Annotated in this window: 12 protein-coding genes and 1 riboswitch; of the genes, 7 read left to right on the top strand and 5 right to left on the bottom strand. The window is 66.7% G+C overall.

Annotated elements, in window-relative coordinates; genetic code table 11:
* Positions 1-2: 2 nt before the first annotated feature.
* The 4 genes from WC729_RS19470 to WC729_RS19455 all read left to right on the top strand — a co-directional run bounded on the left by WC729_RS19470 (position 3) and on the right by WC729_RS19455 (position 3,322).
* Entirely contained in the window at positions 3-473 is a 471-nt protein-coding gene (locus WC729_RS19470) for a hypothetical protein (protein ID WP_372855865.1), read from the top strand.
* Positions 474-535: 62 nt separating this feature from the next.
* Positions 536-1,045 carry a DUF2306 domain-containing protein gene (locus WC729_RS19465; protein ID WP_372855863.1) on the top strand — a complete coding sequence of 170 codons (510 nt, stop codon included), beginning with the start codon at positions 536-538 and terminating at the stop codon, positions 1,043-1,045.
* A gap of 4 nt (positions 1,046-1,049) precedes the next feature.
* Positions 1,050-2,525 carry a hypothetical protein gene (locus tag WC729_RS19460; protein WP_372855861.1) on the top strand — a complete coding sequence of 492 codons (1,476 nt, stop codon included), beginning with the start codon at positions 1,050-1,052 and terminating at the stop codon, positions 2,523-2,525.
* A riboswitch (ZMP/ZTP riboswitch) is annotated at positions 2,512-2,591 on the top strand. (Overlaps the previous gene by 14 nt.)
* 20 nt (positions 2,592-2,611) lie before the next feature.
* The gene (locus WC729_RS19455; RefSeq protein ID WP_372855859.1) at positions 2,612-3,322 is read left to right on the top strand and encodes a DJ-1/PfpI family protein; all 711 of its coding nucleotides are present in this window, start codon (positions 2,612-2,614) and stop codon (positions 3,320-3,322) included.
* A gap of 190 nt (positions 3,323-3,512) precedes the next feature.
* Here WC729_RS19455 and WC729_RS19450 read toward each other — a convergent pair whose 3' ends face one another.
* From WC729_RS19450 to WC729_RS19435, 4 genes are all read right to left on the bottom strand, one after another.
* Positions 3,513-4,046 (bottom strand): DUF3142 domain-containing protein, encoded by a 534-nt coding sequence (locus WC729_RS19450; protein ID WP_372855857.1) that lies wholly within the window; start codon positions 4,044-4,046, stop codon positions 3,513-3,515.
* A gap of 175 nt (positions 4,047-4,221) precedes the next feature.
* Complete coding sequence (locus tag WC729_RS19445) at positions 4,222-6,291, bottom strand: hypothetical protein (RefSeq protein WP_372855855.1); 2,070 nt, start codon at positions 6,289-6,291, stop codon at positions 4,222-4,224.
* Positions 6,292-6,384: 93 nt separating this feature from the next.
* Positions 6,385-7,296: a subclass B3 metallo-beta-lactamase gene (gene bla / locus WC729_RS19440; protein WP_372855853.1), complete on the bottom strand. Its 912-nt coding sequence runs from the start codon at positions 7,294-7,296 to the stop codon at positions 6,385-6,387.
* A 195-nt stretch (positions 7,297-7,491) separates the two neighbouring features.
* The gene (locus tag WC729_RS19435; RefSeq protein ID WP_372855851.1) at positions 7,492-8,400 is read right to left on the bottom strand and encodes a LysR family transcriptional regulator; all 909 of its coding nucleotides are present in this window, start codon (positions 8,398-8,400) and stop codon (positions 7,492-7,494) included.
* A gap of 79 nt (positions 8,401-8,479) precedes the next feature.
* Between WC729_RS19435 and WC729_RS19430 the strand changes: the two genes are divergently transcribed.
* Positions 8,480-9,004 carry a hypothetical protein gene (locus WC729_RS19430; RefSeq protein WP_372855849.1) on the top strand — a complete coding sequence of 175 codons (525 nt, stop codon included), beginning with the start codon at positions 8,480-8,482 and terminating at the stop codon, positions 9,002-9,004.
* Between the two features lie 412 nt (positions 9,005-9,416).
* Here WC729_RS19430 and WC729_RS19425 read toward each other — a convergent pair whose 3' ends face one another.
* Positions 9,417-10,055, bottom strand: a complete 639-nt coding sequence (locus tag WC729_RS19425; RefSeq protein WP_372855847.1) for a DedA family protein — start codon at positions 10,053-10,055, stop codon at positions 9,417-9,419.
* Positions 10,056-10,158: 103 nt separating this feature from the next.
* Between WC729_RS19425 and rpiA the strand changes: the two genes are divergently transcribed.
* Together rpiA and tkt are read left to right on the top strand one after the other, a co-directional pair.
* Entirely contained in the window at positions 10,159-10,815 is a 657-nt protein-coding gene (gene rpiA / locus WC729_RS19420) for a ribose-5-phosphate isomerase RpiA (RefSeq protein ID WP_372855845.1), read from the top strand.
* A 54-nt stretch (positions 10,816-10,869) separates the two neighbouring features.
* Positions 10,870-12,954, top strand: a complete 2,085-nt coding sequence (gene tkt / locus WC729_RS19415) for a transketolase (RefSeq protein WP_372855843.1) — start codon at positions 10,870-10,872, stop codon at positions 12,952-12,954.
* The last annotated feature ends 2 nt before the right edge of the window (positions 12,955-12,956 follow it).

Genomic DNA, 12,956 nt, shown 5'->3' with positions numbered 1-12,956 from the left:
TGATGATTGTCAGGATCATGGCGTCCGCGCTGGCGCTGGCCGCGGCCGGCCCGGCTGCCGCGCAGGTCGCCGGCCCGGCGCTGCCCGGTCCCCGCGTCATCGTGCCGCAGGGTCCGGCCGAGGTATCGCGCAGCGCGCCGGTCAACGGCGTCATCACGTTGTTCGGCAACGAACGCTGCCCGACCAATGCCGACGGCGCCGAAGTGGTGGTGTGCGTGCGCGGCAATCCGAGCGAGCAGTTCCGCATTCCCAAGGACGTGCGCAACCTGCAGATCACGCCGGAGAACCAGAGCTGGGCAGTGAAGGCGCAGGGCCTCGTCAACGACCCGACCGTGGCCGGCGGCGTGGGCAGCTGCTCGACGGTCGGCGCCGGCGGCCAGAGCGGCTGCTTCCTCCAGCAGGCGCAACAGGCCAAGCGCGAGAACCAGCAGAAAAAAGCCGACCAGAAGCAGCTCGAGGATTCCCTCCCCTGATGCTTTGACCTTATGTCTGCGCTTCGGTTAGGGATTCCCCCTTTTCCGCTGAGGGGCAGGCAATGGCGACGGTGACGGCCGGAACGGTACGGGCAAAGCCCCTCGCCGCCGACGGGTATGAGAAATTCCTGGCCGTTGCCGCGATCGCCTTGCTGGCGACGGTGCTGGTCGCGCTCGCACGAGGCTTTCCGCATTGGGGCGCGGTTCCGCCGCTGGTGTGGGCGCATCTCGCGACGATCCTGCCTGCGCTCGCGCTGACACCGGTGATGCTGCTGCGCCCGCGCGGCGACAGCCTGCACCGGCTGCTCGGCAAGATCTGGGTGGCGGCGATGTTGCTGACCGCCATCGTCTCCTTCGGGGTGCGCGAGAGCGGCCATGGCCGGCTCAGCCTGATCCATCTCATCTCGGCTTACGTGATCCTCGTCGCGCCGCTGATCTGGTGGACGGCGCGCACCCACAATGTCAGGCGGCACCGCACGATGGTGCGCGGCATGGTGACGGGCGCGCTGCTCGTCGCCGGCTTCTTCACTTTCCCCTTCGGACGCATGCTCGGCGCCTGGCTATTCGGCTGACATCATGACCCTGACCTCTCCCACACCGGTCCGCGGGCCGCACAAGCTCGCGCTCGGGCTGTTCGTCCTGGTATGGATCTCGATCAGTTGGTTCGGCTCGTCGCCCTATAATGCCAACAATTCGACCCGGATGTTTGCGGCGATTTCGCTGGTCGAGCAGCACGACGCGACGATCGACGAGTTCCGCGACCTGACGATCGACAAGGCCGAGTTCGGCAAGCACACCTATCTCGACAAGGCGCCGGGCATGACGATCATGGCGATGCCTGCCATATGGCTCGGCGATGTGCTGACCGGTACCACCGCGACGCCGATGCCCAAGGAGATCGGGAACAAGGATTTCTGGGACTATATGCGGCTGCGCCTGCGGATCGCGGTGGCGATGGCGGTCGCGGTGCTCACGGCCTTTGCCACGGTATTGTTGCTCGATCTCGCGACCGGCATCACCGGCAGCACGCGGGCGGGGTTCGTCACCGCGCTTGCCTATGCGCTGGCGACGCCGGTCTGGGGCTGGTCGACCACGTTGTTCGGCCATGCGCCGGTCGGCGCGCTGTTGCTGATCGCGACCTGGGCGATCTGGCGCGGCACATCGGGCGAGCGCGAGATCGGGCGGCTGCGCTATCCGCTGATGGCAGGGCTGGCGCTGGGCTGGGCGCTGGTTGTCGAGTTTCCGGCGGTCATCGCCGCCTTTCCGATCGGGGTCTGGGTGCTCTGGCGGACGCGCGCCGTCGCCTGGCCGGTCCGGGCGCGGCTGTTCGGCATCGCGGTGGCGGCCGGCCTGGCCGCGCTGCTCCCGCTGCTCGCCTATAACGCGATCGCCTTCGGGACGCCGTTCAAGGTGGGGTATCAGGGCGTGGTCGGCTTCAACGGCATGCAACAGGGGTTTTTCGGCCTCACTTACCCCAAGGTCGAAGTGCTGTGGCAAATCCTGTTCGGCACCGAGCGGGGCCTGATCTGGCTGGCGCCGGTACTGGTGCTCGCGCCGTTCGGGCTGGTCCGGCTGATCCGCGCGCCCGAGACGCGCGACCTGGGCTGGCTCTGCGCCACGATCACCGTCGCGGTGCTGCTGTACAATGCCGCCTATGTCTATTGGGACGGCGGCCATTCCACCGGGCCGCGCCATTCGGTGCCGATGATCGGCTTCCTCTGTCTGGGCATCGCACCGCTCTGGCAGGGCTGGAATGCGACCGGCAAGGGCTGGATCGCCGGGCTGATCGCCTCGGGCATCTTCATCAATTTCGCCGTCGCCGCCTGCGAGATCGCGGCGCCGCACGGCTATCGCTTTCCGCTGATCGCGCCGGTGATGACCGATCTGTTCGAGGGCCGGGTCAATACCATCGCCGGCGAATATTGGGGCTTCAGCCCCGCACTCGGGCTGGTGCCGTATCTGCTCGTCGCGATGCCGCTGCTGGCGTGGCTGATCCGCCAGGCCAGCTTGTCGGCCGCCGAGCACCGGGATATCAAGACAGCACTCGCGTGACTGGCGAATCGTGGAGCACCACGGGGAAGCGCGAGACCTGAAAAGCCGCTCGCCTGGGCAGACCCTCGATCTGAAGGAGCGTCACCATGCCCGAGTTCTCGCCGATCCGCGTCGCCTTCCTGCTCTTCCCGAACGTCACTCAGCTCGACCTGACCGGCCCGGCGCAGGTGCTGTCGCGGCTGGGCAATGTCACGATCGATCTCGTCGCGCGCGACCTGGCGCCGGTGCCGACCGATGCCGGTTTCGCGCTGCTGCCGACCGCGACCTTCGCGGACGCGGCGCAGCCCGATATCCTCTGCATCCCCGGCGGCTTCGGGGTGAACGACGCGATGGAGGATCAGGCGACGCTTGCCTGGGTACAGCAGGCGGCGGCCGGCGTGACCTGGGTGACGAGCGTCTGCACCGGCGCGCTGCTGCTTGGTGCGGCCGGGCTGCTCAGGGGCTACCGCGCGACGACGCACTGGGCGTCGCACCACCACCTCGCCGCGTTTGGCGCGATCCCGGTCAAGGAACGCGTGGTGATCGACCGCAACCGCGCGACCGGCGGCGGGGTGACCGCGGGCATCGATTTCGGCCTGGCGATGACCGCTGCGATCCGCGGCGAGGCGCATGCCCGGCTGGTCCAGCTCAGCCTTGAATATGATCCATCACCGCCGTTCGATTCCGGATCGCCCGAGCGGGCGGATGCCGAGACTCTGGCGCGCTATCAGGCGCTGGCCGCGAAATCGGCGCCGGGGCGCGATGCGCGGACTGAGGCGGCGGCTGAGCGGATGATGTCGGAGTTGCCTCAGGCATAAGGATTGTCCTTCCCCGGCGAAGAGTTCCGGGTCGGATCGTCCCCCGGACGATCCTTGAACATGCGGGGCATGTTCAACCCGGAACTGGGCCCAGTTGGGGGACGATAATGGTGGGCGTGGCGCATCGTTACAGCAACCTTTCCAACTGGGCCCCGGCCTTCGCCGGGGAAGCGCTAGTAAAAAGGAAAGCTCACCGCGGATTCAGCAGAAACACCACATACCCCCGGAAATGCGGGTTCGCCTCAAGCCCTACGGGCGCGCGCCATTCCCCGCCCTGCAACAGCCCGACCCGAAACGGTATCTTCATCCGGTCGAGCCGCGCCAGATAACCGGCATAACCCGGAATCACGCGTCGCCCCTGATAGATCTGCAGCACCACCTCATCGACCGCGCCGGCCAGCGCATCGAGGCCCTTCGGGTCGCCATTGCTGCTCCAGTCGAGCAGGCCGGTGATGCCCAGCCTGCAATCCGCGGGCAGGCGGCGGCGCAGGTCTTTCAGGAAACCGGCATAGTTTTCGAGATCCCGGGTCCGCGCGTCGAAATCGATCTGCACGCCGACCACCCGGTTCCCCGCCGCGCGCCACTTCGCGAGTTGCGCGAGGAGCTGCGCGTAGACCGGCGGCGGCCATTTTATGGTCTCGACGCGCACGACCATCCAGACTTCCGACCCGCGCACCCTCGGCACCGCCGGGCGCTGCGCGGCAAGCCGCACCGGCTCGCGCACCGATACCTGGCCCTGGAGCAGGTATAGCGTCTTTGCCCTGGCAAGGGCGGGCTGCGGTTTGACCCCCGCCCAGAGCCAGAACGCATCGTACCGCGCAGCATCGACCCGCTCGTCGGGCAGGGCGGCGCCCGATAGGGCGAGCGCCAGCGTCAGGACAGCGAAGAGGCGGGTCAGCCTACCAATAATAACGCAGCTCCTGCGCCCAACGCGATGTCGGATAGTCCTTCTTCAACCGCGTGAACCACGCCTTGCGCTGCGCGATCACCACCTCGGTGCCGCCGCAGCTGTTGTTGCCCGAGGTCGCGTAACAATTGATCGCGCGGAACAGCGCATAGGCTTTGTCGGGCGCGGGCGTCCTGGGGTCCGCGATGATCGCCTTGTAGATCTCCAGCCGCGAGAAGGCCGCGCCGGGGAAGAGCGACGCGGTACCGCCCAGCTCGTCCGCGGGCAGCTTGTTGTCGAGCGGATAGCCGTCGAATCCCGTCACCCGCATGAAATCGCCCAGGCACAGCTGCGCCTTGGCCTCACGCGGATCGGCGGCGAGCTGCCGCGCGACCTCCTTCAGCGCCGGGCAGTCGTAATCGCCGACTCCCTTCGCCTGGCTGAAGATGCCGATCGGCGCCTGGTCCCCGCCGCGCAGGTCATAGAAATTGCCCTCGGTCGGGGCGCCCGCCGGCACCAGCGCCTGGTCGGCGAGGAACTCGCGATAGGCGCCGCGGGTCAGGTCCTTGTAGAGCAGGGTGAACAGCGCGACGTCGCGCTCGTGCTTCGGCGCCTGCGCATCCTTCGCCTGGCGCCGCAACAGCGCCGGTCCGGCGACATTGGTCAGCAATATCTCACGCAGATCGGGCGTGCGCAGCGGCGATCCCGCCGCGAACAGCGCATCGAGCGCACCGGCGCGCTCGTCATGCAGCGCCAGCGCAAGCTCGATCGCTGCGCGTTGGAAGGGCCGCTTCGCCCCCGGCAGCATTTCCATCCAGAACCCGCGCGCATTGCGGTCCTTCACGGCATCGAGCGCCGCGCCGCGCAGTATCTGGCGGCTGAACTGGAGATAGCTGAAATCCGCCTGCCGCGCCGCGTCCGGGATCAGCTTCAGCACGGCCTCGGGCTTGTCCTGCACGAAGAACGCATGAGCCGCGAGCAGATAGGAGAACAGCGCCGGATTGGCCGCGAAGCGCGGGCGCTGCACCTCCAGCTCGGCCAGGCCGATCGGTGGCTCGTCCGAAGAAGCGAGGATATTGCCGCGATTGTCGCGCATCCGGGCAAGGTCGAGCACGGCGAGCAGGGTCGGGTCGATCGTGTCGGCGATCTTCAGCCGCGGCAGCAGCTTGTTGTCGATCTCGTCGGCCAGCGCGCCGCCATCCACGCCGCCGCCCTGTGCGAACAGCGCTGCATATTCGGCGACCAGCTTGTCGTCACGGCCGCCGAGCCAATAGACTCGGCGCAGCAGCCCGCGTGCCGAGGCTGCGTAGAGCCCCTTGGGATAGTCGCGCAGATAGGCGCGCAACGCGGTCTCGCCCGCCGTGATGACCTTGGCATCGATCTGCGCGCCATCCCTGGGCGAGCCATACTCGTCGAATGCGCTCACCTGCGCCCGGTTCACCTCGACCCGGCCGATCATGTAATCGGCGGTCTCGCGCAGCCAGGCCTGGTCGGCGCCATGCAGCGCCGCGAAGCGCGCGGCGGCGCTGTCGTAATCGCCGCCGTAAAAGTCGCTCGCGCCCTGAAGGTAGCGGGCAAAGGCCTTGCCCGCGGCCGATTTGACGACGACGTCAGTGGTGGCGGCCGGGCCGGTGCAATTGGGCTGGAGCGCCCGCCGCGCCGCGATCAGCGCCGTCCGCTCCGCCTCCGGCACCTGCCGCGCCGCGGCCAGGGCTGCCGCGAAGGCCGCGGTGCCGCTGTCGTTGCTTCGGCAGCGCGATCCTTCGCCCTCGGCATAGCTGGTGTCGGTCGATGAGTCGGGCTGCGGGAAATAGGTTTTCCGGAAGGTCATCCAGTCGAACAGCGCCAGCGGCGGCGCCGGCCGCTCGGCCCGTTTGCCGGCGCGCATGTCGAGCAGCAACAGGCTGAGATTGACCCGCGTGTCGTTGCCCGGGCCGATCATCGCCATGTCGGTGCACCCGGTCATTGCCTTGTGCTTGAGTTTCCACTCCTGCGTGCACCCGAAATCGCCGCTCGCCCGGGCGGGGGCCTGCCACGCCAGCGACAGCAGCACCGCAACGAACAGCGCGCCAATCCGGTACATGCGTCTCTCCCCCGATTCCCCAACCTTCCGCGAAGGGGATGCGCCTCCTTTGCACCGGGATCGCCTGCCGGGTCGAGAGCGATGCGACGGAGATCAGGGCTTCGCAGTTCCCGACCGTTCCCGCGCGATCCGCGCGTCCAGCAAGCCTTCATACTTCGCCGCATAAGCACGGCACGCGCCCGGATCGACGAACGGGTTGGGCGTCTGGCTCGCGCGGAATTTGGCCAGCTTCACATCGCCGCCCGACGCATCCGGATGCGAGGTTACCAGGATATCGCAGGGGAGCGTGGCAAAGGCCTTGAAGGTCTTGCGGAACGCCGCGACGGTCGCCGCATGTTTCGGGTCCGAAAAGCCCCAGCTCTCGGTCGAAACGGGGTTGAGGCTCGCGCCGAACACCATGTTCCGGCAAGTACTGCCGGCGCAATTGCGCCAGGTCCAGCTCATGCTCCCTGCAGTATGCCCCGGTGTGGCCCGCGCGGTGATGACCGTATCGCCGAGCCGCAGCTTCTCGCCATCCTCCAGCGTGAGCACGCCTGCCACCGCCGGATAGGGCGCGAGCTGACCGAATTGCGGATCGTCCGCGAGGCTCTGCCCCAGACCGAGCACCTGCGCGCCCGCCCGGCTGGCGACGACTTTCGCCCCGCTGTCGCGCGCAAGGGCAGCGATGCCGCCGGCATGGTCGTAATGCGGCTCGGTGCTGAGGATGAACTTCACGTCCGTCACCTTGAACCCGAGCTGGCGGAGATGATCCTCGATTCCCGCCACTGCCTGCGGCACCGCGCCGTCGATCAGGATCAGCCCGGCGCTGGTGCGGATCAGCCCGACATTCAGCCCGCCGAACCCGACCAGGTAGAAATTGCCATGCACCCGCACCGGTTCCTGCGGCGTCAGCCAGCGCGCGGCGTAGTCGGGCTCGATCGGACGGGTGAGCGGATCGTCCGCCTGCGCCGAGGCCATCGCCGCTACCGACGCCAAAGCCACGCCGCCGAAAACCATCCATTTCATCGCTCGCTCTCCCGATTGCTCCCGCGACGATGTCGCGGCGGCGCCCGCACGACAAAACATCTTATCTCGACGCAGACCCCAATTGGATTTGGGGCTTATGACCCTTTGCGGGCCCGCCGATACGAACCAGGCGCCGAACGTCGGTCGGGAGCGGTCGATCGATCGACCTGACTGAAGTCGGTCCGGACCGTCACATCAGGATGCTGATGTGATGTGGTCGATGAAGGCGCGGAGCTTGGGGAGCATCTGGCGCTTGCCCGGATGATAGAGAAAGACGCCCGGCGTCATCACGGCGAGAGCGTCGAGCACTGACTCCAGTTTTCCGTCAGCGATCGGCGTGCGGACGAGCGGTCCGGGCACCTGTGCCAGCCCCACGCCGCGGATCGCGGCCCCGAGCAGCGTCGGGTAGTCATGCGCGATCAGCGGGCCCGAGACCGCCGCCTCGATCCGCTCGGTGCCGTTGGCAAAGGACCAATGCGCGATCGCGCCGTTCGAACGGCGCAGGCGCAGGCAGGCGTGATGGCGCAGGATTTCCACCCGCTCCGGGCGGCCGTGGCGCGCGAGATAGTCGGGGCTGGCGACGATCATGAAGGGAAAAGGCGGGGTGAGCCGCACTGCTACCATGTCGGGTGCGATGAACTGGCCGAAGCGGATTCCGGCGTCGAAACCGCCGGCCGCGAGATCGACCATCTCCTCGCTTGCGGCAATCTCCAGTTCGATCTCCGGATAGGCCTGGGCGAACGATCCGATCACCGGTTCGAGGATCAGCGGTACGACACCGCGGGGTACCGACAGGCGCAACAGTCCGGCGGGCCGTTGGCCGAGATCGCGGGCGACCTCGCCGGCAGCGACGAGTTCCGCGAAAGCCGGCCCGGCCCGGTCGAAGAATCGTTGACCCGCTTCAGTCAGGCCGACGCTGCGCGTCGTGCGCGTGAAGAGCGCGGCGCCGAGCCGGGATTCCAGGCCGCGAACTGCCTGACTCACCGCGGAGGGCGTCACGCCCAGCTCGGCGGCGGCGCGTCGAAAACTGTGGTGCCGCGCGACGGCGAGGAAGGTCTCGACGCCTTCCAGAGCGCCATGTCGGACTGTGTAGTTTTGCTTCATTATCAATGAATATTATATCGGATAGTGAAACGCCAGCGGCCGCCCTAGATGAAGCCCTGAAGCGTCGCAGGAGACTGGAATGCCGATGGGAACGCTCTTCCTCATTCAACTCATCCTTGGCTATGTCGCGTGGCTGCTCTGCTTCGGGACCTACGGCCTGCCCAGGCTCGAATCGATGGACCGGGCGCACGCCCACCGCGCGATCGCCATCCTGCACAGTTTCCGCTTCTTCGGCCTCGTCTTCCTCGTTCCCGGCGTCGTCGGTCCTGATCTGCCCGCCGGTTTCGCCCCGGCCGCCGCCTATGGCGACGTCGCCACGGGCCTGCTGGCCATGCTGGCACTGCTCACGATACGGATTCGTCCGCTCTTCTGGGCCTTCGTCGTCGCCTTCAACCTCGTGGGAGCCGGCGATCTCCTCCTCGACTATTGGCACGCCGTCCGGAGCGGGCTTCCGGAGCATGCCGGAGCCTTGGGCGCCGCCTATGCGATTCCGGTCCTTTACGTGCCTTTGCTGATGATCACGCACGGCTACGCGCTCTACGACCTGGCGCGTCACAGGATCGGCGCATCTCCCGGCCTCGCGGGTGACGCGACCGCATCCTAGGGCCTCCAGACCTTTACCCATGAGAACGCACGGGTCGGAAGCGACCGTCGATTCATTTTGCCGACCGGTGGCCGCATCATCGCAGCAAGGGCTCCTGGCGGTATCTGCACCGGGGCCTCAATGGTCAGGGGAAGACGGCATAGTGATCTCGCGATGCGATTCTCATAATTCGGGAAGTATAGCGTCAGTAAACGGGAGGAAGCATGCCCGCTTCTCTACGACAACATCTCGCGCGAATCAGGTCTCGAGCGTCACTTGCGCTGAAAAACGATCAGCCGAAATGCGGCCGAGCCCGAAAAATCGGGGTAGACGTCCGGTGGCAAAAATCCCCGAATATTTAAAGGGAAGCGACCCACCTGCCGCACCGATACTGGAGCGATCGTCTCCGATACTTGCCGGCGCGTCCCCGCACCTATTCCTTCGGCTTGGCCTTCAACCCGCGCACCCGGTGCCAGATATAGAAACCGACCAGCGCAACGAGCACCACGCCGATCAGCGCGTCCGCGCTGTGGAACGCCGCCTTCACGCGCGGATCGCTGTTCCATTTCTCGCCCAGTACCATGCCGAGCCAGGCCAGGCCGAAGCACCACGGCCAGGATCCGATGAAGGTATAGATATGGAAGGGGATCAGCTTCATCCGCGCAACGCCGGCGGGGAAGGCGATGAAGGAGCGGATCACCGGCAGCAGCCGGCCGATCAGCACCGCGTGGTTGCCCCAGCGGTCGAAGAAGCGATCGGCCATGTCGAGCTCGCCCGGGCCGATCAGGACATAGCGGCCCCAGCGCTCGGCCAGCGGACGGCCGCCGCGCTTGCCGACTTCATAGGCGACGATCGATCCGAGATTGCAGCCGATCGCCCCGGCGGTCGCCGCCAGATACAGGTCGAACCGCCCGACCGAGACGAGATAGCCGGCAAACGGCATGATGATCTCGGACGGCAGCGGGATGCACGCCGATTCGATCGCCATCAGCAGGACGATGCCGAGATACCCCCCCTTGGAGATGACGGCGATGGTGAAGGTCGCGAGTATCGCGAGGATTTTCTCGATCATGGGTTCCCCCTTTCGGCGAAGAGGGTGTCCGCCGCCAGTGGAAAATCTGTCGGCGCGGCGTGCAGGCTGCTAGGATGGCCGCTCATCCCGACAAAGGCCGCCCATGACCGATGACGACAAACGCGCCGCTGCCCTCGCCGCGGTGGAGGAGGTGAAGTCGGGCATGCTGATCGGTCTCGGCACTGGCTCCACCGCTGCCTTCGCGATCGGTCGGCTGGGGGAGCTGGTGCGTGCCGGGCTGAAGATCCGCGCCGTCGCCACGTCGCTGCGCACCGAATCGATGGCACGCATGGCGGGCATCACGCTGGTGGATTTCGCGACCGTCGATTCGGTCGACCTCACCATCGACGGCGCCGACGAGATCGACGAGCGGCTGTTCGCGATCAAGGGGGCCGGGGGCGCCATGCTCCGCGAAAAGATCGTCGCGGCCGCCTCGCGCCGGATGATCGTGATCGCCGATTCGTCGAAGCGAGTCGATCGCGTCGGCAAGGCCAAGCTGCCGGTCGAGGTCCTGCCCTTTGCCCGCGGCTTCGTCGCGACTCGGCTGGCCGATCTGGGCGCGAAGACCGCGCTGCGCGCCGAGCGGTCCGATCAGGGCAATATCATCATCGACGCTTTTTTCGCTGAAATGCCCGATCCTTGCGCCCTGGCCATGGGGCTTTCCGCGATCCCCGGCGTTCTCGGGCATGGCCTTTTCCTTGACGAGGTGGATTGCGCCTATATCGGCGGGGGCGGCCGCGTGATCCGGCTTGACAGATAGCAACCACCAGCGACGGACAGCGTTCGACTGTCCGAGTAGAAAGCGAGTTTCTCCATGTCCGATGCCGCCACGGCCAGCGCACCCGTCAAGGGCCTTCACGAGGACGGCTCGCCGGAGCGCCTGGCGATCGACACGATCCGCACGCTCTCCATGGATGCGGTGCAGAAGGCCAATTCGGGCCATCCCGGCACGCCGATGGCGCTTGCGCCCGTCGGCCACACGCTCTGGTCGCAATTCCTGCGCACTGATCCGGACAAGCCCGACTGGCCCAATCGCGATCGCTTCGTCCTCTCGGTCGGCCATGCCTCGATGCTGCTCTACGCGCTGCTGCACCTCGCCGGCGTCAAGGAGATCGACCGCGACGGCAAGCCGACCGGCAACCTCGCGGTCAGCCTGAACGACATCGAGCAGTTCCGTCAGCTCGGCTCCAAGACCCCGGGTCACCCGGAATATCGCCACACCACGGGCGTCGAGACCACGACCGGCCCGCTCGGCGCGGGCTGCGGCAATTCGGTCGGCATGGCGATCGCCGAGCGCTGGCTCGCCGCGCGCTACAACAAGCCCGGCTTCGACCTGTTCGACCATGACGTCTATACGCTGTGCGGCGACGGCGACATGATGGAAGGCGTCTCGGCCGAGGCTGCCTCGCTCGCCGGCCATCTCAAGCTCTCCAACCTGTGCTGGATCTACGACAGCAACCATATCAGCATCGAGGGCGACACGGCGCTCGCCTTCGACGAGGATGTCGGCATGCGCTTCCAGGCCTATGGCTGGAACGTCATCCATGTCGACGACGCCAATGATTGCGGCGCGCTCGCCGATGCATTCGCCAGCTTCAAGGCGACGAACGACCGCCCGACCTTCATCGTCGTGCATTCGATCATCGGCTGGGGTTCCCCGCGCGCCGGCAGCGAAAAGGCGCATGGCGAGCCGCTCGGCGCCGACAATATCAAGGCGACCAAGCTCGCCTATGGCTGGCCCGAGGATGCGCAGTTCCTGGTACCGGACGGCGTCGCCGAGGCCTTCGAGAAGTCGATCGCCGATCGCGGCCGGCCCTTGCGCGAAGCATGGGAGGCGATGTTCGCCGAGTATCGCAAGGCCAATGGCGATCTGGCGGCCGAACTCGATCTGCTGCTCAAGGGCGACCTGCCTGAGGGCTGGGACGCCGATATCCCGGTGTTCGGTGCCGATGAGAAGGGCGTTGCCTCGCGTGACGCCGGCGGCAAGGTGCTCAACGCTATCGCCAATCGCGTGCCCTTCCTGATCGGCGGTTCGGCCGATCTCGCGCCCTCGACCAAGACCGATGTGAAGGGCAAGGCATCGTTCGAAGCCGATAATTATGGCGGCTCCAACTTCCATTTCGGCGTGCGCGAACATGGCATGGGCGCGGTGGTCAACGGCATGGCGCTGTCGCACCTGCGCTCCTACGGCTCCACCTTCATGGTCTTTGCCGATTATATGCGCCCGCCGATCCGCCTCGCCGCGATCATGGAACTGCCCTCGATCTTCGTCTTCACGCATGACTCCATCGGCGTCGGCGAAGACGGCCCGACGCATCAGCCGATCGAGCATCTCGCCACCTTGCGCGCCATCCCCGGGCTCGACACGATCCGCCCCGGCGACGCGAACGAGACCGCCTGGGCCTGGCGCGCCGCGCTCGAGCACAAGCATCGTCCGACCACGTTGGTCCTGTCGCGCCAGGCACTGCCGACGCTCGACCGCACCAAATATGCATCGGCCGAGGGGCTGATGCAGGGCGCCTATATCCTCGCCGGCGATGGCGACGCCGAGCTGATCCTGATCGCCACGGGCAGCGAAGTCTCGCTCGCGGTCGCGGCGCATGAGGCGCTGACCGCACAGGGCGTGCGCTCGCGCGTCGTCTCGATGCCGAGCTGGTATCGGTACGAACTGCAGGATCAGGCCTATAAGGAATCGATCCTGCCCAGGTCGGTCACTGCCCGCATCGCAATCGAGATGGGCGGCGAGATCGGCTGGGATCGTTATGTCGGGTTCGAGGGGCGGACGATTACCATGTCGACCTTCGGCGCCTCGGCACCGCTCGCGAAGCTGCAGGACAAGTTCGGGTTCACCGTCGACAATGTCGTCAAGGTTGCCCGCGAATTGCTCGGAAAGGATTGATC

The sequence above is a fragment of the Sphingomonas sp. genome (assembly GCF_041661825.1).
Classification (GTDB): domain Bacteria; phylum Pseudomonadota; class Alphaproteobacteria; order Sphingomonadales; family Sphingomonadaceae; genus Sphingomonas.
The sequence above is the reverse complement of the archived record's forward strand: the minus strand, read 5'-3'. Positions and strand labels throughout refer to the sequence as shown.